At 70.6% G+C, this 23,221-nt stretch carries 26 protein-coding genes; 6 read left to right on the plus strand and 20 right to left on the minus strand.

Annotated elements, in window-relative coordinates:
* Positions 1-353 precede the first annotated feature (353 nt).
* Complete coding sequence (locus ACWF94_RS04505) at positions 354-965, minus strand: NADPH-dependent FMN reductase (protein WP_453484596.1); 612 nt, start codon at positions 963-965, stop codon at positions 354-356.
* A gap of 104 nt (positions 966-1,069) precedes the next feature.
* On the minus strand, positions 1,070-1,735 hold the full coding sequence (locus ACWF94_RS04510) for an aspartate/glutamate racemase family protein (RefSeq protein ID WP_453484598.1): 666 nt from the start codon (positions 1,733-1,735) through the stop codon (positions 1,070-1,072).
* Positions 1,736-2,056: 321 nt separating this feature from the next.
* Between ACWF94_RS04510 and ACWF94_RS04515 the strand changes: the two genes are divergently transcribed.
* Complete coding sequence (locus ACWF94_RS04515) at positions 2,057-2,191, plus strand: hypothetical protein (protein WP_453484600.1); 135 nt, start codon at positions 2,057-2,059, stop codon at positions 2,189-2,191.
* Here ACWF94_RS04515 and ACWF94_RS04520 read toward each other — a convergent pair.
* The 4 genes from ACWF94_RS04520 to ACWF94_RS04535 form a co-directional block, all read right to left on the minus strand.
* Entirely contained in the window at positions 2,185-2,940 is a 756-nt protein-coding gene (locus tag ACWF94_RS04520) for an SDR family NAD(P)-dependent oxidoreductase (RefSeq protein WP_453484602.1), read from the minus strand. The genes ACWF94_RS04515 and ACWF94_RS04520 overlap by 7 nt on opposite strands.
* Before the next feature lie 133 nt (positions 2,941-3,073).
* Positions 3,074-4,618 (minus strand): PucR family transcriptional regulator, encoded by a 1,545-nt coding sequence (locus tag ACWF94_RS04525; RefSeq protein WP_453484603.1) that lies wholly within the window; start codon positions 4,616-4,618, stop codon positions 3,074-3,076.
* Positions 4,619-5,491: 873 nt separating this feature from the next.
* Positions 5,492-6,058: a phosphotransferase gene (locus ACWF94_RS04530; protein WP_453484605.1), complete on the minus strand. Its 567-nt coding sequence runs from the start codon at positions 6,056-6,058 to the stop codon at positions 5,492-5,494.
* Positions 6,055-6,519, minus strand: coding sequence for a hypothetical protein (locus ACWF94_RS04535; RefSeq protein ID WP_453484607.1), 465 nt, complete (start codon positions 6,517-6,519; stop codon positions 6,055-6,057). The genes ACWF94_RS04530 and ACWF94_RS04535 overlap by 4 nt, the downstream gene beginning before the upstream one ends.
* 111 nt (positions 6,520-6,630) lie before the next feature.
* Here ACWF94_RS04535 and ACWF94_RS04540 point away from each other — a divergent pair, with 111 nt between their 5' ends.
* Positions 6,631-6,840, plus strand: coding sequence for a hypothetical protein (locus ACWF94_RS04540; protein ID WP_453484608.1), 210 nt, complete (start codon positions 6,631-6,633; stop codon positions 6,838-6,840).
* A 231-nt stretch (positions 6,841-7,071) separates the two neighbouring features.
* On the opposite strand, the gene ACWF94_RS04545 is transcribed toward ACWF94_RS04540, so the two are convergent.
* Together ACWF94_RS04545 and ACWF94_RS04550 are read right to left on the minus strand one after the other, a co-directional pair.
* Positions 7,072-7,950, minus strand: a complete 879-nt coding sequence (locus tag ACWF94_RS04545; protein ID WP_453484610.1) for a phosphotransferase enzyme family protein — start codon at positions 7,948-7,950, stop codon at positions 7,072-7,074.
* Positions 7,947-8,135: a hypothetical protein gene (locus tag ACWF94_RS04550; protein WP_453484613.1), complete on the minus strand. Its 189-nt coding sequence runs from the start codon at positions 8,133-8,135 to the stop codon at positions 7,947-7,949. The genes ACWF94_RS04545 and ACWF94_RS04550 overlap by 4 nt, the downstream gene beginning before the upstream one ends.
* A 147-nt stretch (positions 8,136-8,282) precedes the next feature.
* Here ACWF94_RS04550 and ACWF94_RS04555 point away from each other — a divergent pair, with 147 nt between their 5' ends.
* Together ACWF94_RS04555 and ACWF94_RS04560 are read left to right on the plus strand one after the other, a co-directional pair.
* A complete protein-coding gene (locus tag ACWF94_RS04555; RefSeq protein ID WP_453484615.1) occupies positions 8,283-8,492 on the plus strand; it encodes a hypothetical protein in 210 nt (69 codons plus the stop codon).
* Between the two features lie 391 nt (positions 8,493-8,883).
* Positions 8,884-9,378, plus strand: coding sequence for a GNAT family N-acetyltransferase (locus tag ACWF94_RS04560; RefSeq protein WP_453484617.1), 495 nt, complete (start codon positions 8,884-8,886; stop codon positions 9,376-9,378).
* 12 nt (positions 9,379-9,390) lie between these two features.
* On the opposite strand, the gene ACWF94_RS04565 is transcribed toward ACWF94_RS04560, so the two are convergent.
* The 5 genes from ACWF94_RS04565 to ACWF94_RS04585 all read right to left on the minus strand — a co-directional run bounded on the left by ACWF94_RS04565 (position 9,391) and on the right by ACWF94_RS04585 (position 12,459).
* Entirely contained in the window at positions 9,391-10,320 is a 930-nt protein-coding gene (locus ACWF94_RS04565; protein WP_453484619.1) for an asparagine synthase-related protein, read from the minus strand.
* A gap of 149 nt (positions 10,321-10,469) precedes the next feature.
* Positions 10,470-10,961 carry a hypothetical protein gene (locus tag ACWF94_RS04570; RefSeq protein WP_453484621.1) on the minus strand — a complete coding sequence of 164 codons (492 nt, stop codon included), beginning with the start codon at positions 10,959-10,961 and terminating at the stop codon, positions 10,470-10,472.
* Between the two features lie 52 nt (positions 10,962-11,013).
* Entirely contained in the window at positions 11,014-11,178 is a 165-nt protein-coding gene (locus ACWF94_RS04575) for a hypothetical protein (protein WP_453484622.1), read from the minus strand.
* Between the two features lie 254 nt (positions 11,179-11,432).
* Entirely contained in the window at positions 11,433-11,843 is a 411-nt protein-coding gene (locus ACWF94_RS04580) for a hypothetical protein (RefSeq protein WP_453484624.1), read from the minus strand.
* 373 nt (positions 11,844-12,216) lie between these two features.
* The gene (locus tag ACWF94_RS04585; protein ID WP_453484626.1) at positions 12,217-12,459 is read right to left on the minus strand and encodes a hypothetical protein; all 243 of its coding nucleotides are present in this window, start codon (positions 12,457-12,459) and stop codon (positions 12,217-12,219) included.
* A gap of 80 nt (positions 12,460-12,539) precedes the next feature.
* Here ACWF94_RS04585 and ACWF94_RS04590 point away from each other — a divergent pair, with 80 nt between their 5' ends.
* Positions 12,540-15,347 carry a hypothetical protein gene (locus tag ACWF94_RS04590; RefSeq protein ID WP_453484627.1) on the plus strand — a complete coding sequence of 936 codons (2,808 nt, stop codon included), beginning with the start codon at positions 12,540-12,542 and terminating at the stop codon, positions 15,345-15,347.
* 298 nt (positions 15,348-15,645) lie between these two features.
* Here the strand turns inward: ACWF94_RS04590 and ACWF94_RS04595 are convergent, their stop codons facing one another.
* Complete coding sequence (locus ACWF94_RS04595) at positions 15,646-16,323, minus strand: hypothetical protein (RefSeq protein WP_453484629.1); 678 nt, start codon at positions 16,321-16,323, stop codon at positions 15,646-15,648.
* Positions 16,324-16,730: 407 nt separating this feature from the next.
* Here ACWF94_RS04595 and ACWF94_RS04600 point away from each other — a divergent pair, with 407 nt between their 5' ends.
* A complete protein-coding gene (locus ACWF94_RS04600; RefSeq protein WP_453484630.1) occupies positions 16,731-16,970 on the plus strand; it encodes a helix-turn-helix domain-containing protein in 240 nt (79 codons plus the stop codon).
* 204 nt (positions 16,971-17,174) lie between these two features.
* Here the strand turns inward: ACWF94_RS04600 and ACWF94_RS04605 are convergent, their stop codons facing one another.
* The 6 genes from ACWF94_RS04605 to ACWF94_RS04630 form a co-directional block, all read right to left on the minus strand.
* Complete coding sequence (locus ACWF94_RS04605; protein WP_453484632.1) at positions 17,175-17,669, minus strand: cupin domain-containing protein; 495 nt, start codon at positions 17,667-17,669, stop codon at positions 17,175-17,177.
* Positions 17,670-17,739: 70 nt separating this feature from the next.
* On the minus strand, positions 17,740-18,534 hold the full coding sequence (locus ACWF94_RS04610) for an SDR family NAD(P)-dependent oxidoreductase (protein WP_453484634.1): 795 nt from the start codon (positions 18,532-18,534) through the stop codon (positions 17,740-17,742).
* On the minus strand, positions 18,534-19,445 hold the full coding sequence (locus ACWF94_RS04615; RefSeq protein WP_453484635.1) for an ABC transporter permease: 912 nt from the start codon (positions 19,443-19,445) through the stop codon (positions 18,534-18,536). The genes ACWF94_RS04610 and ACWF94_RS04615 overlap by 1 nt, the downstream gene beginning before the upstream one ends.
* The gene (locus ACWF94_RS04620; RefSeq protein WP_453484637.1) at positions 19,438-20,529 is read right to left on the minus strand and encodes an ABC transporter permease; all 1,092 of its coding nucleotides are present in this window, start codon (positions 20,527-20,529) and stop codon (positions 19,438-19,440) included. Before ACWF94_RS04620 ends, ACWF94_RS04615 begins: the two co-directional genes overlap by 8 nt.
* Positions 20,526-22,088, minus strand: coding sequence for an ABC transporter ATP-binding protein (locus ACWF94_RS04625; protein WP_453484639.1), 1,563 nt, complete (start codon positions 22,086-22,088; stop codon positions 20,526-20,528). The genes ACWF94_RS04620 and ACWF94_RS04625 overlap by 4 nt, the downstream gene beginning before the upstream one ends.
* Complete coding sequence (locus ACWF94_RS04630) at positions 22,085-23,131, minus strand: BMP family ABC transporter substrate-binding protein (RefSeq protein ID WP_453484641.1); 1,047 nt, start codon at positions 23,129-23,131, stop codon at positions 22,085-22,087. Before ACWF94_RS04630 ends, ACWF94_RS04625 begins: the two co-directional genes overlap by 4 nt.
* Positions 23,132-23,221: the final 90 nt, after the last annotated feature.

The raw sequence follows: 23,221 nt of genomic DNA on the forward strand, positions 1-23,221 counted from the left end.
GGTCTGCCGGGGGTCATGGGGATCACGTCACTTCCTCGTCCGGGTCGGGACCAACCTTCGAGTCCTGCCATGTGTGCCGCCAGGTGGGGCTCGGGCCGGTGTTCATCTCGTGCCGCAGGAATGTGCGCGCAGTTCGGGCCGTCGGCTCGGTAGCCGGGGGCAGGTACGGGTTGAGAGCTGGTTCGCCGGTCCGGGTGGCCACTGCGGTGACCGCTTCGCCACGGCCGTACCCGGCGTTGTCGCAGATCGGCGCTGACGAGATCTTTCCGGATGCGCGGCGCCGGGGCTGTCTCTGTCTTGTGCCGGGTACGGCCTCAAGAGCCGCCACGGCGAACGAGCGGTCCGAACTGCGGTCACGGCGCTGCGTGCGCCCCGACCTTCACCTCTGATGTGGCTTCTGCCCGCTGCCAGCGTGCCAGCCCGACGACCTGGCTGACGAGGACACCGAGCTGTGGCGCGGCGGCCGCGATCGGATCCACGCCGCCGACCGGGACCGAGTTGATCGTAACGCCGAGAGGCGTCGGCCAGCCCCGCAACGCGTGAGTGGTTGACCGCAGCGCCGCGAGGGTGGTTGTCGTCGTTTGCCATCCGGCCGCACAGACGATGCACCCGACCGCGCGGCCGTCCAGATAGGGCCGTTCGTCCTCGCGCAGCTCCTCCAAATGGTCCAGCGCGTTCTTGATGAGGCCCGACGGGCCACCGTGGAATCCCGGACTGGCGACGATCAGCCCGTCGGCTCGGCGGACAAGCTCCAGCAGGCGGCCGACTTGCGGACTGGGTACCCCTCGTTCGGGAGCGTATGCCGGGAACTCCAGGTCGCGGGCGAGGAGGAGGTCGGTCTCGGCGCCGGCACGTTCGGCGAGATCCAGAGCGGCGCGTAGCGCGCGCTCGGACGAGGACCCCTCACGGGTCGTGCCGCCGAGACCAAGGATTCTGGGCGTCCATTCGTGGTTCATGGCAGCCATGCTGGAGCATCCTTCAGACCCCCACCATTAGCGCGCTGCACCAACCTCGGCCGGGCACTCATCACCCCGTACAGGAGTAGGCGGGAATGGTCGGAGGAGGACGCCTACGTATGTCCGGCGACTGCCCCGCGCTCGGCGAGACGCTCCATCGCGAGCCGGGGGCTCGACAGCACGGGCGTGCCTCCCGCAGGCCGCGCGGCGGCGATCCGTGCCATCGATGCCTGGGCGAGCACGACCACGTCGGCGCGGGCTGTCAGGCGGTCGAGTTCCCCGGCGATGATCGCGTCGTGCCGTGTGCCGTCACCGCGGTCCAGCGCGGCGAACGCGCCGTCGCAAAGCTGCGGGACGACCGTTACGGTCCGGCCGGCCGCGCGCGCGGCCGCCTCGACGAGTGCGGTGGTCGGGTGGAGCGTGGTGGGCAGGGTGGCGAGGACGCCGACGGTGGAACCGAGCACGACGGCGCGCTCGGCCATGGCACGGTCGACCCTCAGGACAGGAACGTCCGCCGCTTGCGCGATATCGTCCACCACGCGGCCGACCGAGGAACAGGTCACCAATACGGCGTCGACACCGAAGTCGGCAAGCGCGGTGATGTGGCCACGGAGCCGGTCGTGCGTCAGGTTGTCGACCGCGCCGTCGCGGACTGTCCGTTTGAGGAGGAGCTCGTCGGTGATGACGGTCGTTTCGACGGCGGGGAGCAACTCTGCGGCGAGTTCGGCGAACGTCGGCGCGAGTCGGGAGACAGTGTGGACAAGACCCAGCCTTCGCATGGAGATCTCCGATCTTGGGTGGGGTTGGGCAGCCTGACCGCCAGGACGTCATCGAGGCTCCGGCCTGCGGCCGGACACGTACCTGATGCTGCTCTGGACGGCAGGAGAGGGTGCTCCTCGGGCAGCTCGTCGAGTGGAGGCGGGCACGGGAGCCCCGACGGCTGCGACCGAGTCCGCCGGCGAGCGCGGGGAGCGGATCGGCGACTCGGTGATCGCGTGGGAGGTCCCGCGACCGCCGCTGTGCGACGCATACGGACGCGTCTCCGGGAAGACCGCTCAGAGGGGAGGAGGCAGGCCTGCGTACCGGAGTACAGCGTGGTCGTGGATCTTGCCGACGATCTGGTGGATCTGCACCCCCGGCGGACCGCAGGCGCTGTGTCCTGGTTCTTCATCCGCCGGTACTCCGGCCTGCGGCAGAGCCAGTGCGGATCGAAGCACAGGCCCATCAGTCAGTAGCACTCGGCGAGCAGTCCGCCGTCGACGACGAGCGCCTCACCGGTGACGAAGCACGCGTCGTCAGACGCCAGGAAGAGGACAGCCCGGGCGATCTCGCGCGGCTGGCCGATCCGGCCCAGCGGATACTCGCCCTCGGCCTGCGCGCGCAGAGCTGCGGGATCCTCCGCTGCGGCGAAGTACGCCTCGACAAGCGGGGTCTCCATGTCACCGGGGCAGACAGCGTTGCAGCGGATCTTCTCACGCCCGTACTTCACCGCGGCCGACTTGGTCAGCGCGAGTACTCCTCCCTTCGCGGCGCCGTAGGCGGCGAGCATGGGGTCACCTGCCAGGGCGAGGACGGATGACACGTTGACGATCGCGCCGCCGCCCGCGCCGCGCATCACGCGGATAGCGTGCTTGCAGCCGAAGAACGGGCCCTTCAGATTGACGGCCAGGACGCGGTCAAACTGTTCTTCGGTCGTGTCTGCCAGCTCCTCCTCGACCTGGATCGCGGCGTTGTTGACCATGACGTCCAGTCGGCCGAACCGCCGTACCGCGTCGTCTACGAGCGCCTCGACCTCAGACTCCCTGGAAACATCTGTGTGGCGGTAGATGCCGATACCGTCCATGACGGCAGCCCCCGCCTCATCGTTGACGTCGCAGCCCAGGACCTGCGCGCCTTCGGCTGCGAACTCTTGTGCCAAGGCACTTCCGAGACCGGAGGCGACCCCGGTGACGATCACACTGCGTCCCTCGAATGGCTTGCCCATGACTGCTCCCTCGTGCTGTCGACCCATAGCCCGATGCAGCCTGGCATCCCGGCCCCGGACTGCCCACTGTGCCGCGCGATAACCCGCGCACCCAGGGCCATATGCGGGGACAGGTGTTCGCCGCGCGCCACCGCTACTGAGCTGTCCGGGAGAGCGCCAGCGCCCGCAGGGCGAACCAGAGCTCGCTCACGTCCCCGGTGGAACGCATCGAGCGGCCCGTCAGTTCCTGGATCCGCGTCATCCGGTAATTAACGGTCTGCGTATGGATGAAGAGCAATTCGCCTGCCCGGCTTGGCGAGCGATCGCACTCCAGGTACACCTGGAGTGTCTTGATCAGCTGGGTACCCTGCTCGCGGTCGTACTCGATGAGCGGGCCCAGCACGCGGGTGGCGGTCAGTTCGGACTCGGCGAGCGTCCGCGGGAGGAAGGACGGGCTGCCGTCGCCGTAGAGCGCGAGCGCCGAGCCGTCCGGGCTGACGGTCTCCAGTGCCCACCGGGCCTGGCGGACGGCATCGCCCAGGTTGCCGGTCTCCACGAACGGGGGGCTCAGCCCGGCACGCCACCGTTCCAGCCTGGTGCGCTCCTCAAGGTCGGTCGGCGGGACGTCGTCGGCCCGGACCACCGCAACGGCGACCTGGCCTGTCTCAACGAGCAGGAACGGAATGCCCCGGATCAGCCATCTGCGTGCGAGCCTGTCGACTGCGGCGGGGTGGCCGTCGACCGCCAGAGCACGCAGGTCGCCCCGCAGACGGCGCTCGTGGAAGAGCGCGGTCAGGACCGCTGGTTCAAGCCGGCCGTTCAGGGCGTCGTTCAGCAGCCCTGCCCCCGATCGGCGGGAGCGTTCCACAGCCGCGTCGACGCGGCCGATCTCCAGCGCGCACGCGGCGGCGACTTGCTGCAGGACCGCCAGCTGCGGGTCCGAGTTCCCGTCGGGGAGGGCGATGAGGCAGGCAGAGCGTTCGCTGGGGATCGGCATGGTCAGGGCCGTCCGGTCGCCGACAGCCAGATGCATCACGAATGGCGCGCGGCCGGAGGAGCGGCGGACCTCCTCGTCGTATGCGGCCTTCCACGCGTGTCCGGGGGCGCCGCCGCCGCGGATCAGCGGTTCCCACATCTCAGGGTCGACAACGTGCAGGGTGCAGCTCACCACGCTGCTGAGGCGGTCCACGAACTCCGTGCCCGCGAGCTTCTCGCGCAGGCTTGCCATCACCTCGCCGTGCACCCGGGCGATCTGGATGAAAGACCGGTCCTCACCTCGGGCGTTGGCGGCGGCGACGAACCGAACGTACTGTGCGAAGCCGACGGTGTGCGCACCCTCGATCACGGGGAATCCGACACGGTCAGCCGCGGCGAGCAGTTCGTCGGAGAGATGCGGACGGCGCGCGTCCTCCCCGATCACGATGCCACTCAGACCGGACGCGGCCATCTTCTCCACGAAACGGGCCTGCGCCGCCGGCTCCTCCGGAACGATGTAGCCACAGGTCAGCACGAGATCTCCGGGCTCCAGCCAGTTCCAGGGGTCGAAGGCGTCGCTCACGTGTGCCCATGACACCTGACGGTCCAGACCCTCCTCGCCGGCGAGCGGGGTCGCCTGGAGGTGCCGAAGCTCGACCAGGTCCCGGACGGTGACTCCTCCCACCAGCGGCTTGTCGCCCGGGCGAGGGAGGTATGCGGTCACGACGGGACCGGCCTGGTCCTGGCGGCAGCGCCACCGCGCGGCAGCCGAAGCCGTCCGTCGCGGGCGATGCGACGGTGCGCGCGGTGCAGAACCGCCCCTTTGGCACCGTCAGGCCGCCGGAGCGGTGAATGGAGCGCGGGTCCGGTGCATCTGTTCTGTTTGATCTTCTGTTTGATCTCGAGCGTCTGGGTTCCGGCGACAGACGCGCGTACGCACGCGTACGCGGTCGGGTTGCGCGTGCCCAGCCCTGGCACGCACGTACAGTCGCCGCGATCGATGCCAATCACTTCTGCACTTTATCCCGTGACAGCACCATTGGCACTATGTTGTGACATAGGGAGTGTCTGCATGTCTGTGCGGACACTCAAAGGGCGAGGCGGTGGCGGATCGATAACCCGTCGGGGCACTTCCAGCCCGGAGCAGGAGGCCGGGCAGCGGCGAAGCGGGGCACTCAAGGCCGCGCGGATGACCAGGGTCACACGACAGCTGGAGGTCCGCCCTTGACTCCGCTGCGAAGGCGGTGGCGGCCGGCGTACAACTGGGGGGTCTTGCCCCTTATCTTTGAACACGGGTTACGCGGCTTTGACCAGCGTGGTTGGTGTTGTGTGGAGTGCTCGCTCGTCGGGCGGGGGCCTTGTTCTCCTTTCAGGCAGGAGATGCGGTGGTGTGCCTGTGCCAGGGCCCGGGTGTCGCGGTCGGCGGCCTGGAACGCGAAGGTGGTCAGCCGCAGTTCGCGTATCGCCCGGAGCGTCGGATAGTCCTCTCCGGTGCGGACTCGGAGCCGTAGGCGTCGGTGAACTGACGGTAGGACGTCGCATCGAGACTGCCGAAGGTGTCCGCGGCGACCGCGGTGGAGGTAGCAGTGCGCGGCCGTCAGCGGTGACCGCACAGTTCCCTGTCCAGGCGTCGCCGTGGACGAGTCGGCGGGGTCTGCGGCCGGCCAGGGACGCCCATCGTGTGCGGAGGGTTTCCGCACAGTGGGAGCAGGAAGCTGCGGTCGGCGGTGGCGAGGTTGCGGGTGCCGGTGATCCGTTCGGTGAGTCTGACGAACGGATCGAGGGGCTCCAGGCCCAGGACGGAGGGGGCGGGCAGGGCGTGGAATCGCCGGAGCAGCGGTGCGAGATCGGCCCGGGTACCGTGCACGTGAGGCGGGAGTTCTTCCCAGAACGTGGCGGCGTGCCCCGCCGCGTGGACGGGCTGGTCCATGGGCAGGGGTCTGACCGCGGGGAAGCCCTGGCCGTGGAGCCATCGGGTCACTGCTACTTCACGGCGGGCTGCCTGGTCCTGTCCGGAGCGGGCGATCCGGACGACGATGCCCGCGGGCAGCCGCCAGAGATCGTTCGCGGCGAGCCGGATGGGTTCTGCGCCCGATGCGGAGATCCGTGCCGTATCGAGGATCCGGTCGAGGAGGGAACGTGCGTGCTGGAGGTGCTGGTTCACGAGCTGATGGTGGTGGCGATACAGCGGCGCAGCTCGGCGATATCCGGCTTGCGACGGTAGGGGTGGCTTGCGTGGGCGAGGGCTCGGAGGTCGTCGAAGGCACGCCGGGAGCGGAGTTGCCCGACTTCGTCGAGGGCACGGTTGCCGATGGCTGCTGCGTGATGGGGATCGCCGCTGGTCATGATGAGGGTGGCCAGTTTGGTGCCTGACAGGGCCCGGGAGCGTACGTAGTCGTCGCCATGGTGCTTGATCGCTGTCTGGAGCCGAGTCGCGGCCGCGTGGGAGGACTGGCCGGGCAGGAGGGCGAGGTCGAAGAGGGCGTGGCCGGTGTCGCCGTGGTGCTGGGCGTGATCGTAGTAGGCCATCCAGGGGCCGTCTTCGCCGTCGGTGGCGTAGGCGAAGATGTCGTCGGACGTGCCGACGGCGGTGAGGGTTCCTGGTGGCGGCCCATTTTCGCCCACGCCCGTGCCCGGGCGTTGTGGAGCATGGCTTGCTCGCGGGGGGTGAGGCGGTCGGAGCGGATGAGTCCGTTCTCGGCGTGGGTGAGTCCGGCGTCGGGTGCGTTGGACCAGATGGCTTGGCGTGCACGCCAGTTGAGGGCGGTGGCGCGCAGGTGCCAGTTGCCGGCGTGTTCGGCGCACCGGGTGCACTGCCTGCGCATCCGGCTCGCACCCGGCGACGGATGCATCGCCCCCACCGAACTCCTCCCCCACGACGGCTCCACCACCGGCATTGACCACCCATCCGTCGCCGCCTTCTGGCTCGGCCACCCCCACACGTGAGAACCGCAAACCGGCCGCACGACGCCGCCGACCAGCAGTCCGGCACGTGCCTGGTGAAACCCGAGCGCCAGGAGATCAGGACCCCGGGAAGGGGCTCGCACGAATCCCCGGGCGGTGCACTGAGCCGGACGCCACACGGCCGGACTGGTCCATCGACAGGTGCTGATCAGCACGGCCGCCGCGCGAAGAGGACGGCCCGCGCCTGGTCGGGCGCGGATGTGCAGGGATCGTTCAGTGGATGTCCCATCGGGCGTGTGCCTGTCCGGTACGCAGTGTCGTCAGGCGGTGCTGGAGCTGTGCGACTGCTGCCGGGTCGCCAGTGCCGGCGCGGCGGATGAACGACCCCAGGGTTTGCAGGTCTCGCATTCTGATCAGCGTGGGCAGTCCGTTCCAGTGCGAGGGGTCGTGGCCGTAGTGCCGGACGAATGCCGCGATCTGCTGTGGCGTGCGGCCGAAGCGGGTGCCCTGGAAGGTGTTGGCGAGGTCGAGCTCTCTGGGGCCGGTGGCGGCTTCGTCCCAGTCGCCGAGACGCACCTCGGTGCCGTCCCAGAGGGTGTTGCCGGGGTAGGCGTCGCCGTGGATGAACCCGTGGCCGAGAGGGAAGTGCAGTTGGTGGTAGGCGCGCAGGACCTCGTCGATGGTCTCTCTCAGCCAGCGGCGGTCGTACGGTGCGAGGTTCGCGCTGTGTGCCACGGTCTTCCGCAGCGATGCGAGCGGCTGATACGGGCGTAGTTCCACCGGCGGATACGGGAGCCGGTGCAGGTCTTTCAGCAGGGAGCCGAGGGCGCTCGGGGGCGGGGGCTCGGTCCGGGTCTGCGGGTAGTGCACCCACAGGGTCACCACATGCGTGTCAACCTCGATCGGCTGGGGCACCGGCAGGGGCTCCGCAGCGGGGAACTGCTGATCGAGCAGCCACCGCACCAGCGCGATCTGCCGGGCCACGGAAACCGCCTCCGAGCGGGGTTTCACGCGGGCGACAACGCCAGGGCCGGGCAGGAGGAACACGGGGGTCGCGTGGCTGCGTATCGCCGTCAGCCCGCGGCGCGAGAGGCCGAGCCGGGAGCAGACCTCGTGGACGGCGTCCTGGGGAGCGGCGCGCATGATCCTCATTCCGGAGACGGTAGCGCGCTGCCGCCGTCGAGGACCCTGAATTCCCGGGCCAGTTCGGTGAGGTCCCGCGCGGCGGGACTGGACCGCAGGGCGGGCTGCCGCAGCGCGTCGGTGACGCGTTCCAGTCCGCCGCCCAGCTGCTGGATGCGCCGGCCCGGCGGAAGGCTCAGGACGCGCCGCAGCACGGTAGCCGCCGCTTCGAGGTCGCCCTGGGCCAGCCGCGCGGTGATGACGTCGATGCCGGCCAGGGCCTCGTCACCGTAGGAGCGTTCCTCGCGGGGACCACGGGTGTACTGGTCGATCGCGCGGACGGCGTAGCGTTCCGCCTCGGCGTGCCGGCCGAGCAGGGCGTACGTCGCGCCGATGTAGTAGTCCTGCTTCGTCTGGGGGAAGGTGAGGATTCCGCCGAAGTCGACGAGGCGGTCCGGAACCGGGGTCTCGTCCTGGGCGGCGCGCAGGCGTTCGAGCGCTGCGGTGGCGCGCCGGTTATCGCCGATGCGGGCGGCGGTTCTGGCTTTGATCGCGGCGATGCGGATGCGTGATTCACCGGCCGGTGCGAGAGCGGCGGCCTCATCGATGTGCCGCAGTGCCCGGCGCTGCCGGGGGGACCATTCGGCGATCAGCGCCGCAGTCCCGGCGGTCCAGGCACGCAGCGCCTGACCTGCCCGCCGGGCGGAACGTCCTGGTGTTCTACGGGGAGAACCAGCTCACCGACCTCGCCACGCACGGCGTGCCCTTCGTCCGCTTTCAGCCCGCCGCGGCCTTTCGAGACGGGTACCCGCCCCTGCACTGTCATTCCTCGGTACGGTGGCCTTCATGAGCGAAAAGCCGGTTGCGCATGTGGCAGGTCTTGGTCCGAGCGGAGCCTCTGGCACGGGTGGATCTGGTGTCCGGTTCGGTGTCCGGCCGGCTGTACGGGAGGACGGTCCTGCGGTGGAGGCGATCGTGCTGGCGCGGTCCGTCTGGCTGGAGGAGAGAGGGTGGCCGAGCTGGCGTCAGGATGTCGGGGTCGTCAGTGGGCTGACGGCCAATCCGGACGGGTCGACGTGGATCCTGGAGGCGGACGGGAAGCCGGTGGGCTGCACCACGGTGACGGATTCGACCCCTGCGATGGCGTGGACCGAGCAGGAACTGAACGAGTCGGCGCTCTACCTCTATACGACGGTCACCGACCCTGCCGTGCGTGCGTGGAAGCCGGGAGCTCTGCTGGCTCTGTGGGCGGTGGACCGGGCCTTCGAGGAGGGCCGGGTGTGGGTGCGGCGCGGCTGCCGGTTCCCGGGGCTGGTGGCCTATTACCGGCGGCAGGGGTTCGCGGTGGTGCATGAGATGCAGAAGTCTCGGGGGCCGATGTTTCTGATGGGGCGGCGTGCCGAGCGGGTGGCAGATCTTCAGGACCGGTTCAGGGGCATCGTCTCCCCGTTCGCGTAGCGGACCTGGGGGTTACAGGTAGGCGGTGGCGGCGAGGTGGAGGTGGATGACCTCGATCAGCTGGGAGTGCCTCATCTCGTCGTAGGTCCCGTGGTTCATTTCGCTGAGTGCGGTACGCAGGCCGTCGGGGTCGATGAGCTCTGTTTCGAAGAGGGGGGAGCCGGTGTTGAGCATGTCGGCCAGCAGGTCCTTGCCGTGCCGGATCAGTGCCTGTGCGACGACCTCGGCGAAACTTTCGCGTTCGGCCGGTCGGGTCACCGCGTTGCTCATGCCGAGCGAGGCCAGTCGGCGGCGCTGGAGCTGTTTGAGTTCGCGCCAGTCGATGGGCAGTGCTTCGCCGAGTGCCACCATGCCGGTGTCGGCGAAGGGGTGCAGCGGCCACAGTCCGGCGCGGAGCATGACCGGTGCCGCGCTCTCGAGGGACAGCAGGGTCATGCTGTTCACCGCTGCCGCCGGTGCGATGCCGTCGTCGCCGAAGGGCGCGACTTGGACGACGCGCGCCCCGATCCAGGGCAGCGATTCAGCATCCTTCAGGGATCCGGAGGCGCGGTGCGGATATTCCTCCTGGGAAAGGGCGACCATCTCGTCGCCGCCGATCCCGGTGACCACGGTGTGAGCGCCGCTGTCGGCGATCCGCTGGGCCAGAGTCACGAAGGGGTAGTGCAGGGGATCCTCGTACGGGCTGATCAACGCTCCACGGACCCGTTGGCACTCAGGGTGCAGGGGTAAGTGCGTCAGGGCGTCGACCAGCGCGTCGACAGGGCCGAACGGCACAGCGGTGCGCATCTCATTGCGGCGCCGGACCTGCTGCGCTCGGCCGGGCCCGGCGATCAGTAGTGCCGAGGTGTTCAGGCGTCCTGGGTAGCGCTCGGCGGCGCGGGTGGCGATCGTGGCGGAGTCGAATCCGCCGGTCAGGTGGAAGTGGGACCGGTCCGGGTCCAAAGGACGCAGGTCGAGGGCGTCGTCGAGAACCTGGACGAACGCGGCTTGGACGTCGGCATCCGGTGCGAGGTCCCGGGGTCCGCAGTGGAGGGCGGGTGCGGGGTAGCGCAGGAAGAGGTGGCCACCGTAGTGGGCGCTGGAGCGCTCGGTCAGCCGGTGGATCCCGGTGAAGAGGGTGTCGTGGTGTAGCGGGGGCGGTAGAGGAGGAGGCGGGCGGCCTCCCTTGTGTTGAGGCGTTGCGCGTGGGGCCGCAGGTCGCCCATGTCCCAGGATCCGTGCAGGGTGTTGCTGTCGTGGGCGAGGTAGAGCGGTGTGGTGCGGCAGGCTCCGGCGGTAATCCGGACCGGGTCCTGGGGAACGGTCTCCACCAGGATGTAGTCGGCCGGCCACCGCTGCGCGAGAGCGCGGGCTTGCTCGTACTCCTCGCGGGCCAGGTGCCGGACGGCCGGGTCGCATGGTGGCCGTCCGGCGGCGCGTTCCCGGACGGACAGCAGGGTCCGGCGTCCATCCGTCACGGCCAGGTGCTCGGCCATCGGGTGGTGCAGGGGGACGATCTCGCTGCGGCGGTCACGGGTCCGGTACCGGTCCCGGTGCCACTGCCAGGTGTCGTCCGCGTACGGGGTGAGGCGCAGGGTCAGCACGGACACTCCGCAGTGGGCGGTGCAGCCGGGTCGGTTCGGGCTGCGGGCGGGATCAGATGGAGGTGGTGTCGTAGGTGTGGGCGCCGTCCGACGAGCCCTGGGCCTTCTTGTACTCATGGGACTCGGCCGGAGACTGGACGCGCCGGACGGCCTTGCTGGCGAAGAGGTCGTCAAACGTCTGGGGCCGGCGCGGCGGAGGGTCGAAGTCGTGGATCACGGAATCACCTTCCGGTTCGGAGGAGCACGTGACGTCACGGACGCTACTTACTGTCAACTGGCTTGTACAGACCGCATGAACATCCGCCCCCGCCATCCGCGCGAGCAGTGCCTCGGCGCACACCACGCGTGGGCGCACCGCGGCAGCGGCCATGGAGACACGCCTCAGATTTGTGATCACGCACAGGGGATATCAGTGCCGCTGCCGTCACGGGCCCGCAGCGGTCGGATCATCACCTGTGCAGGTGGCGTAGTTCATCGCAGGGTGGCGGCCGCCGCACGGGGTTGACCCGGGCCCCGGTCCGCTCTCAGCAGCCGCACACGCAGGCCCTGCGCCTGGACTCCAGGGAGTGGAGGACCGGGCTGGTGATCCTGCGTGCCGCCTCCTCGGCGTACCGCAGATCGCCACACCGGGCCCGTGCCGCGGCTGGCCGAGGCCATCAGGCGCTCGTGGCCCACGGTGCCCGGCTCGCCGGGACGGCACAGGCGGGCGGCATCGGCGAAGGCCCGCGGCACAGCCATCCCGTACCGGGCCAGGACCTCGATCTGCTCGTGCGCGTCGATCTCGGCCGCCACGCCGTCAACCTCTATGTCCACCCGCCCCTCCGGACTGGCCCAGGGCCCCGGCACCCGGATCACCTGGCCGTCCGGCCACCCCAAGATCACGTCCCCCTCCTCCAGCCAGCGGGCCGAAGCCATGACCACAGCCGCGACGCTGTCCGCCTCGCGCCTCGGGAGCCCGCGAGGTGACCACCGTCGCCCGCTCGTCAGCGCGCACCGACCAAGCGACAGGCCGCTGGCGGTCTTCCGTGACGAGCTCCCCGCCGGCCCGGCCCGTCGAATCCGGCCAGCGCACCCAGGACCCGCCGCCGATGCCCACGTCACCGCGACCACGGCCGCGTCCTCCACGAGCTGGGCCCGGACTTCGTACGTGCACACAGACTCAGCCTGCCTGGTCATCGCCCGGGGCGCTCGGGATCAGGTGCTGAGGGCGACGGCCGGGCCGGGTGCTGGTGGATCGGTGTTCCCGTCCGGGAGTTCAGGGGATGACCTGGGCGAGTGCGCCGGTGAGGGCGGCGGCGAGGGTGAGAGTGGCGGCGAAGGCGACGGCGGCCCGAGTGACGGCAACGGGGTAGGTGGCGCCGTCCATGCGGGCGAGTTTGCCCGCGCCAGCGGCGGCCAGCAGCGCGAGGACGACCACCAGCGTGGCGGTGATCAGGACGACGGCGAGACCGGACACGGCGAACTCCCTGCGGACGACGGGGCGTTGAATGTGACCCAAGGTCACGGAAACGGTGTCCGCCGGGGTCCGGGCGCACGATGATGAACACCGGCGAACACAACCGGCCGGGGGGCAGGCACATGGATGACGGGTGGACGGAACCTGCCGCGGCACTCGGAGAGCTGCGCGAGCTGCTGGCCGACGGGCTGGCCCGGGCCCGCCTGGGCAAGACGCAGCTGGCCGTGCGTGCGGGGCTGGGCCGTACGACCGTGCAGGAAGCGTTCCAGTCCGGTGGTTCTGTTCCCTCGGCCGGGACGGTCGCGGCCCTCGCCCGGGCTCTGGGGCTGCCGCCCGGGCGTCTGCTGGAGCTGCGGCGCGCCGCTGCCGGGGAATCGGGGCCCGCTCGGGGGGACGTCCAGGGCCCGGGGAAGCCGGTCGGCGCGTGGGATCCGCACGATCTCGAGGTACATCCCGCCGGACCCTGGCTCGGCCCCGAGGGCTCCGCCGCGCCCGGACGGGTGCTGTCCGGGTACGTCCGCCGCGCCCACGACCACATCCTCGAGAGGGCGGTGCGGGACTCCATGGAGGGACGGAGCCGGATGGTGGTCCTGGTCGGGTCGTCATCGACCGGGAAGACAAGGGCCTGCTGGGAAGCCGTGCAGCCCCTCGCCGCGCAGGGGTGGATGCTGTGGCACCCCTTCGACCCCACCCGGGCCGAGGCCGCACTCGACGACCTGACCCGGGTAGGGCCCCGTACCGTGGTGTGGTTCAACGAGGCCCAGCACTACCTCGGCCAGCCGGGCACGGGCGAACGGACCGCGGCCGCCGTGCACAGCCTCCTCACCGACCCTGCCCGTGGGCCGGTCCTGGTCCTGGGCACCCTGTGGCCCGAGTACGCCGACACGTACGCCGCCCCGCCGCAGTCCGGTGGACCGGACCCGCACAGCCGGGTCCGGGAACTGCTGGCCGGACGGACCCTCACCGTCCCCGACACCTTCGACCAGGAAGCCCTCGATGCCGCGGCCGTCCTCGCACACGGCGGTGACCGGCTGCTCGCGGACGCCCTCTCCCGGACCCGGACCGACGGGCGCGTGGCCCAGGACCTGGCGGGCGCACCGGAACTGCTCCGCCGCTACGAACACGCCACGCCGGCCGCGCGCGCGGTACTGCAGGCGGCGATGGACGCACGCCGCCTCGGCGCCGGCGTCGACCTCCCGCAGACCTTCCTGGCCGACGCCGCGATCGACTACCTCGGCGACCTGGACCACGACACACTCCCCGAGGACTGGGCGCAATCCGCGTTCGCCGAACTCGCCCGCCCCGTCCACGGCAGACAGGCCCCCCTTCGCCGCACAGCCCCCCGCCCCGGACACCGCCCGCCGGGCGCCCCCGGACCGGTTTCGGGCAGCGGCACCCATCCGGTGTTCCGGCTCGCCGACTACCTCGACCAGCACGGACGTGCCGACCGCTGGGCACTGTGCCCGCCCGCCTCCTTCTGGCACTCCGCCCACTCCCACCTCGCCCATCCCGAAGACCTCCACCGGCTCGCCCGCGCAGCCCGTATCCGGCACCGCCTCCAGTGGGCCCACCACCTCCACCGCCGGGCCGCCGACGCCGGCCACCCCGCCGCCCTGGTACACGAGGCGGAGCTGCGGGAAGAGGCCGAGGAGCAGGAGGAGGCCGCAGCACTCCTGCGGAAGGCCGCCGACGCGGGCAACACCCTCGCCCTCATCCGGCTGGCGGAACTGCGGGAGGAGACCGGCGACCAGGACGAGGCCGAAGCACTCTTACGGAAAGCCGCCGACACGGGCAACATCGGCGCCCTCATCCGGCTGGCGGAGCTGCGCGAGGAGGCCGGGGACCGCGAGGAGGCCGAGGCCCTGGCCCGGCGAGCCGCCGACGCGGGCAACACCCTCGCCCTCATCCGGCTGGCGGAGTTACGCAAGGAGGCCGGGGACCAGGAGGAGGTCGAAGGACTCCTGCGGAAAGCCGCCGACGCAGGCGACCTCAGCATCCTCATCCGGCTGGCGGTGATACGCGAGAAAGCCGGGGACCAGGAGGAGGCCGAGGCACTCCTGCGGAAAGCCGCCGACACGGGCAGCCCCAGCATCCTGCTCACCCTGGCGGTGATACGCGAGAAAGCCGGCGACCAGGAGGAGGCCGAGGCACTCCTGCGGAAAGCCGCCGACACGGGCAACATCGGCGCCCTGGGCTTGGCGGCGGAGCTGCGGGAGAGGGCCGGGGACCGGGACGGAGCCGAAGCCCTGGCCCGTGAGGCCACCGACGCAGGCGACCTCAATGCCTTCACTCACCTGGCGGCGCTGCGGGAGGAGACCGGGGACCGGGAGGGTGCTGAAGCGCTCCTGCGACAGGCCGCCGACGCGGGCAACACCAACGCCCTGGCCAACCTGATGTGGAGGATGGAGGAGGCCGGGGACCGGGAGGGGGCCGAGGCACTCCTGCGACGGGCCGCCGACGCAGGCAACACCGACGCCCTCATCCACCTGGCGCGGAGGATGGAGGAGGCCGGGGACCACGAGGAGGCCGAGGCACTCCTGCGGAAGGCCGCGGGTGCGGGCGACGCCCTCGCCCTCATCCGGCTGGCGGTGATACGCGAGAAAGCCGGGGACCAGAGGGAAGCCGAAGCCCTGGCCGTGCATGCCTACAACGCAGGCATCCGCCACGCCCTCGCTTACCTGGCGGTGCTGCGAGAGGAGACCGGGAACCGGGACGGAGCCAAAACCCTGGCCCGGAAAACCGCCAACGTGGGCGACACCGCCGCCCTGATCCACCTGGCGCGGAGGCTGAACGAGTTCGGGGACCGGGAGGGGGCCGAGGCACTCCTGCGACAGGCCGCTGACGCAGGCGACACCGCCCCGACTTCTGCTGACAATCTCTGGCCCCACGGACTGGACCCGGACGGAACACCCACACCGCCCTGGCACTGACACCGTCCCCGCCTGCTCACCGTGACGCCCCACCTGCGGTCCGACCAGGCCGTGATCACATCACCCCTGGTACCTGCCTGCCTCTGCGCTTGTGCTGATCTCATGGACCGCGTGCGACTCCCCGGCCCTGAGCAGCGAGCGGCGATCGCCGCTGCCGCCCGGCAGGAGGGACGCCGGCGCTGTGTCCGCCGCCGGGTTGTTCAGATACTTGCCCCCTGAGAGCCGCTTCAGGCGGGGGTTGGTTCCCGTACAAGGTGTCCTCGTGGCGAGCTGGCTGACACGACTACGTCCACCGCCGTCAGAGGGGTGTTCCCTGCGTGAGCCGGTCGAGCTGCTTGCCGACCACCACGTCGAGAGGGAACTTGGGAGTGTGCTCGCTGCCACGGTCGCTGAAGTCCACCGTGAGGGCGCCCACACGCACCAGGATGTGGCGGTCGGTCAGCACGGTGCGATCCGGGCCGTCCATGCTGAGGCCGAAGGCGACGGCCTCGTCACCCAAGGCGGGAGCCTTCGCCACGGTGATCCGGGAGTTCAGCTTTCCCTCCGGGGTCTGCCCCACCAGCGTCTTGCAGGTCTTGAGTCCTTCCGCGAGCCTTTGGAACTGCTCTGATGCCTCGGTACCTGCGTACGAGGCCAGCCAGGTCCTGCCGCCCCAGCGCTTGTTCTTCCACCAGAAGTCCTGGATCAGGGACGTGGACGCGTCGTGCGCGACGAGTGCGTCGAACACTTCCTGGCAGTCCGGGCCCTCTACCAGGACCCGCCGATCGTACTGGGGAACGGGACCCTGTACGGGCGCGCTGTCAGCCTGCGGCACATCCTGCTCCCGCAGCAGGAGGGGCTTCAACTGCCCGGCCGTCAGCGGGGGTCCGGACGGCGAGGGTGATACGGACGCTGGTGCCGCATCCTTCGCTTCCGGGTCGGCGTCCGAATCCTGCGCCGAACACCCGGTGGCGACGACGAACACCCCGGCAGCCACTGCCGCACCTGCCGCTTTGCGGCACCCCGTCCACACTGCCACTGCCCCCCTGATCTGCCTCGGCTGAGACGGGCAGACACTACTGCCCTGCGACGTGGTTCAGCCAGAGCCGGCCCGGCCCGCCAGTCCCCCGGGCGTCGGCCGGGCGCATGGCCGCCGTGCGAGGCGGCCGCCCGCACGTGCCGACCGTGTCGGTGTACTCGTCCGGCACCGGGACGAGTCGTGTGTGACGGCGAGCGCCGAAAACGATCCGCCCGCCTGGTACGCCGCACATCGCGACCCGGTGGTCGGCGATGCCCCGCCTTTGCTGCACGCCGAGCCGTCGGTCGTCTCGTGCTCGACGCTCGCAAAGCGGTTCACCGCCCTGGTCAGTGAGCCGCCCCCTGACATACCTCACCCGCTGGCGCATGTCCCCCACCGACGATCCGCTGACCGAGCAGGCGTCAACGACCGTCGCCGAGACCGCCCGAGCCGTCGGCTACTCTGACGAGTGCGGATTCAGCGGCGCGTTCAAGAGCACCCGGGGCGTGAGCCCGAGCGACTTCCGGCATGGGCGCTCGGGTGCCGCCGTGCCACCTCGCTCCGATCCGATTCTCCGTCCCGATCCGACTCTCCCTTGGCGTGCGGTCGCCGGACTGGCTACCTGAATCACACGAGAGGAGACACCGAGTCGGCCATACGTCATGGACAAGGTCGAGCCGGTGGCCAGCACCGTCAACCAGCACGATCCAGCACCGCCGCTCCCGTTCCGCTACCGCGATCCGGGGCAGCGGCGGCGCTGGCGACGGTCAGTGAGGTGGATGCCGGACGACGGCGTCCAGCGCCGTATCGCAGACACGGCTCGCCTGTGGTCAGTCCTCGCGGGTCAGGGCGATGATGCGTTCGCGCTGGTGCGGCCAGCCGCTCAGCAGTTCGTCGCGGCCGGGCAGGACGAAGCCGTCGAACCGGAAGGGCGGGGCTGTGGTCAGTCCCACGACCGACCAGGCGCCCAGGGGGCGGGAGCCCTGCCAAGAGCCGGGCGGGACGGTGGCCTGGAGTTGTTGGCCGGTCGCGATGTCCGGGCCGAGCACCAGGTGTTCGGCGGCGCCGTCGCGGTGCAGCATCAGCAGTTCCACGGGGCTGCCGCCCTGCCAGTGGTAGACCTCGGCGCAGTCCAGGCTGTGCAGGGCGGAGAAGTCGGGGGCGATCATCATGTAGACCGACGCGGTGATGTTCCGGTCCGCGTGCATCCGTCGGAGGAGGCCGCCTTCGCCCTCGATGGGGGTCAGGCCGAGTGTCCGGGCGAGGCGCGCGGCCCCTGCCGCGTCGCCGGCCGCCGGAAAGGACACCGTCGAGGGGGTTGTCATGGGTGCACCGCCTTGTTCCGGGTGTTGTGTGCTGTGCGGGCCGGCTCCGGGTGTCGTGTGCTGCGCGGGGTCACCAGGTGCTCCGCTGGGACGCGCCGCCGTCGACGACGATCTCCTGCCCGGTGATCCACTCCCCGCTCGCGGTGGTCAGGAAGAGACAGGCGGCGGCGATGTCGTCGCCGGTCCCCAGGCGGGGGACCGGGTTCTCCGCCTCCCACGTCCGTACGCCCTCGGGCCAGTCCTCGTGGATGGTGTCGCGGTGGATGAGCCCGGGAGAGACGAGGTTCACGCGGATCCCGTCGTCGGCGTACTCGACGGCGGCGGATCGTACGAGCATATGGACACCGGCCTTGGAGACCGCGTAGTGCGCGTGGCCGCGCTTCGGGTGCCGTCCGACGATGGAGCCGATCGCCACGATGGTGCCGCCCGGCCCCTGCGCCGACATCCGGTTGCGTGCCGCCTGCATGGTCAGGAACGTCGAGTCCAGGTTCCCGGCCAGCACCTCCCGCCAGTCCGCGAACGACATCCCGCTCAGCGGGGCCATGGGCTGGACACCCGCGTTGCAGATGACCGAGTCGAGGCGGCCGAACGCGGCGACGGCGGCCTCCACCGCGGTTTCGGCGCCCTCGGGTGACGTCAGATCGGCGGCCACGTCGACCGCACGGGCCCCTGTCCTCGCGATCCGCGCCACGGTCTCGCGGGCGCCGGCCTCGTCGGACCGGTACTGGAGGACCACGCGGGCCCTGGCCCGGGCGTAGGCCGTCGCGAGCTGCCGTCCGATCCCGCCGCTGGCGCCCGTGACCAGGACGACGCGCCCGGCCATGTCTCCGGTCGGCGGTACCGCCGGCCAGTCCGGCTGATCCATCAGGCCATCCCTTCGGTGATCCGGGTCGACTTCCTGACATGCAGGAAGACCAGGAGAAGCAAGGTGACGAGGTATGGTGCCGCGCCGGTGATCTGCGACGCCAGCCCCTCGCCCTGGAGTCGGATGCCAACCGCGTCGACGAAGCCGAACAGTGCGCAGGCGGCCAGCACCCCGCCGGGGTGGTTCCGGCCGAAGATCACGGCGACCACCGCGATCCATCCCCGCCCACCGCTCATGTTCTCGGAGAACATCCTGAGGTCGCCGAGGGCCAGCTGCGCCCCCGCGAGACCGCCCAGCGCGCCGGAGGCGAGCACCGCGACGATCTTGTACCGGCGTACGTTGAGCCCCAGGGACAGGGCTGCCAGTTCGTTCTCGCCCGCGCCGCGGAGGCGCAACCCGATACGGTGCCGGAACAGCACGTACTGCGCGAGCGCGAACAGGACCAGCATCGCGAACACCACCGCGCTCTGGCCCGACAGCAGGGACCCCAGGACGGGGACGTCCTCGATGCCCGGGAGGTGAACGGCCGGAATGCCTTCGAGGCCGAGCGGCTGGAGCACCCCGCGCTGGTCGAAGACGAGCTGCATGAAGAACACGGTGAGACCGGCGGCGAGCAGGTTCAGGGCGATGCCGAGGACGACCGCGTTGCCGCCGTAGGCGACCGAGCCGACGGCGAGCACCGCGGCCAGGAGCATCGCGCCCAGCATGGCGAACAGGACCCCGGCGAAAGCGCTGCCGGTGGCATGGCTGCCGACGACTCCGCAGAACGCCCCGGTCAGCACCATGCCTTCGAGCGCGACGTTGAACACGCCCGCGCGGGCACAGATCAGCCCGCCCAGGGCCGCCAGGGCGACCGGTGTCATGGCCCGGGCGGTGCCCGCGACGATATTGGGGTCGAGGAGATCAATCATGGTCGGTCCGGTCCTTCTTCCTCGATGCCGCTGTCACGATCGTCAGCAGGATGATCAGGACGGCCTGCATGACCTGGGAGATCTCCCTCGGGATCCCCAGCTGCCTGTCGATGGCCATGGAGCCGGTCTGCAGGGCGGCGAAGACGAAGCCGGCCGCCAGGCACAGCAGCGGCGCGCTGCGCACCAGGAGGGCGGCGAGCAGGCCGGTCCACGCGTAGCTGGGTGCGGTGAGGGAGCCGTCGATGAACCGCCGGGACTCCACGACCAGGAACGCCCCCACCAGCCCGGCGCAGCCGCCGCTCAGGAACACCACCCGGTACATCAGTCCCCTGACCGGCGTCCCGCCGTACTCGACGAACCGCAGGTTCTGCCCCGCCATCGTCATCTCGTACCCGAAGCTGGTGCGCCGGTAGACGATGTGCAGGCTCACGGCGACCGCGGCGATCGCCAGTACCCCGAACTGGACGGAACCGCCGGGCAGCAGGGGCAGATGAGCCCCCGACGCGACGGGACCGCTCTGCGCGAGTCCTGAGTCGGCGTCCCTGATCGGGCCGCTGACCAGGTACGACGCCAGATAGACCGCCGGGAAGTTCAGTAGCAGTGTGGTGATCACCAGGGGCATGTCGCACCACACCCGCAGCCACCCGGCGAGCAGGGCGTACAGGCCACCCGCGAGTGTTCCCGCGACGAGGACCGCCACGGGCAGCAGGAAGCCGGGAAGCGGCAGGTGGACACCGGTCACGGCGGCGGCGAGGCCGCCGAGCACGATCTGCCCCTCCAGGCCGAGGTTGAAGAACCCCGCCCGGAAGGAGATGGCCGCGGCGATCGCCATGCCCGCGACGGGCAGGGTCCGGTTGACCGTGCTCGGGAACGTGTCGGGGTTGAACGCGCCGTCCACCAGCGCTCCGTAGGCGGCGAACGGGTTCTGGCCGGTCGTCATGATCAGCAGGCCGCCGAGAACAGCCGCGCCGACGAGGCCGGCGGTCACCGGGTGGCTCAGCGTCCGCAGCAGCACCCGGGCCGGAGCGCGCTGTTCCGCGGCCGTGGAGGGAGGAGCCGACGGAGGAGCGGGTGACAGTGTCATGACACAACTCCTTCGCGCCGCACGCCGTACCCGCCCATCAGTTCGCCGATCCGGCGCTCGTCGGCCCCGCCGTCGACCTCGCCGGCGATGCCGCCCTCGAACATCACCAGAACACGGTCCGAGAGCGCCAGGATCTCGCTGAGTTCGGCGGAGACCAGCAGGACGCCGTGCCCCTGGTCCCGGTAGTCGAGGAGCTGGCGGTGGATGGCCTCAATGGCGCCGATGTCGACGCCGCGGGTGGGCTGCTCGACGATCAGCAGCGGGTTGGAGCGCGAGATCTCCCGGGCGAGGATCACCTTTTGGAGATTGCCTCCCGACAGGCCGCCCGCGCGGGCGGAAGGGCCGAGCGTCTTGATCCGGAACTCACCGCACAGCCGCACCGCGTGCTCATGGATGCGCCCCCGGCGCAGCCACCCCCGGGTGGCGAACTCCGGCGCCCGCTGCGAGCCCATGACCAGGTTGTCCGTGATCGACGCCTGGCGGGCGCTGCCCACCGCGTCCCGGTCCTCCGGCACGTACGACATACCGCACGCGCGCCGCGTGGCCACATCGCGTCCGGTCACGTCCGTGCCGTTCAGCACGATCGTGCCCCCGGTGCTCGGGCGCAGGCCGACCAGCGTCTCCACGAGCGTGTCCTGTCCGTTGCCCGCGACACCCGCGATCCCCACGATCTCCCCTGCCCCGACCTCCAGCGACACCGCGGGCGCCGGCCCGTCCCCCGACCCGGGAACGGCGGCCCGGAGGCCGGACACGGTGAGTACGGGACGGCCGGGCGACGACGTTCCCGTGTTGCGTACGGTCTCGATGTTCCGGCCGGTCATCTCCCGGCCGATCTGCGCCGGGGAGGTGTCCGCGGTGGCCGAGGTGGCAGCGGTCCGTCCGTCGCGCAGAACGGTGACGTTGTCGCACAGCGCCATCACCTCCAGCAGCTTGTGGGTGATGAGGATGATGGTGTGCCCCGCGTCGCGCAGTTCCCGCAGGACGACGAACAGGGAGTCGCGTTCCTGAGGGGTCAGGACGGCGGTCGGCTCGTCGAGGATGATGATCCGGGAGCGCCGGTACAGCGTCTTGAGGATCTCCACCCGCTGGCGGACGCCAACCGGCAGATCGGCGATCGACGCCCGCGGATCGACATCGAGTCCGTAGCGGCCGCTCAGCTCCGCGACCGCCTTCTCGGCCGCCTTGCGGTCGTACGCGCCCAGCCGTCCCGGCTCGGCTCCGAAGACGACGTTGTCGGTGACGGAGAGGTTCGCGAAGAGCTGGAAGGACTGGTGGACCATGCCGATTCCGGCCCGGGTGGCCTCGCTCGGGCTCGCGAAGGCCATCCTGGTGCCATGGATGCGGATCTCGCCCGCGTCGGGCTTCACCAGTCCGGCCAGGATCGCCATCAGCGTGGACTTCCCGGCGCCGTTCTCCCCGAGGACGGCGTGAATGGTTCCGTCCGCGACGGACAGGTCGACTCCGTCGTTGGCGACGACCTGTCCGAACGCCTTCCGGATCCCCACGAGGTTCACCGCGTCGGTACGGAGGCCGCTCGGGCCTTCCGGCCGGGTGCTCATCGGGAACCGGCTTTGATCTTGATGGTGCCGTCGATGATGCCCTTGCGGGCCTTCTCGGCCGCATCCAGCGCCGCCTTGTTCCCGCTGAGCGTGCAGTCCTTGGAGAGCGGGGCACTGTCCGTGAGCGAGCCCAGCGCCAGCGCTCCGTCGCTGAGACCGTAGTCCTTGCGGCTGCCGCCCTTGTCGATGGCGGCGACGGCGGCGGGGATGGTGACGTCGAGGCGCTTGATGATGTTGTCGGCCACATGGCCGGGGGACCGCGGGCAGTGGTTGATGTCCACGCCGAAGACCTGGAGGTCCTTCGCGCCGGCTGCTTCGAAGGAACCCGAGTCGCCTCCGGATGTCGCGCTCAGGAGCACGTCGGCGCCCTGGCTGGCGGCGGAGAGCGCCAGTTCCTTCGTCCGTGCCGGATCGCTGAACGGGGTCTGCCCGGCCACCCACAGCGGCCCGACGACCTTGACGGAGGGGTTGGCGTGCCGGGCGCCCTCGACGAACCCGTCGGTGAACTTGCGCTGTACCGGAATATCGGCGCCCGCGACCACGCCGACCGTCTTGGACCTGGTCATACGGGCGGCGGCGACCCCGGCGAGGAACGATGCCTCCTGCTCGCGGAACGTCGCACAGGACAGATTCTCGCCGGCGATGTCGGGACACACGTCCAGGCTGAGGAAGTCCGTGCCGGAGTTGGCCGGTACGAACCGCTTCAGCGCGTCAGCGAACTCGAAGCCGACGGTGATGACCGTGCCGGCCCCCTGGTCGACGGCCGCCTGGATGTTGTCGGAACGGCTCAGCTCGTCCCTGCTCTCGAAGACCTGGAGGTCGGCTCCCGTCGCCTTCGCTGCGGTCTCGGCACCCGCCTTCGCGTTCTGGAGAAACACATTGGTGCCGATCGGGTCCGGGGTGATCAGCACCATGGTGCCGTCCGCGCCGTTGCCGGCGCCCGTCGATGTACCCCCGCAGCCGCTCAGGGTCAGGGCGAGCACCAGCGCGGACGCCCCGGCCGCCGTGCGCACGGCGCCGGTGGTTCTGTGGCATCGGTTCATGTTCGTATCCTCACTGCCGATCCGCCCCTCAGTTCGCCCGGGAGCAGTTCGTTGTCGTTAGTTGAGGCAGTCCAGCGTGGGTCCACTGCC

Source organism: Streptomyces sp. NPDC055078, from assembly GCF_053607985.1.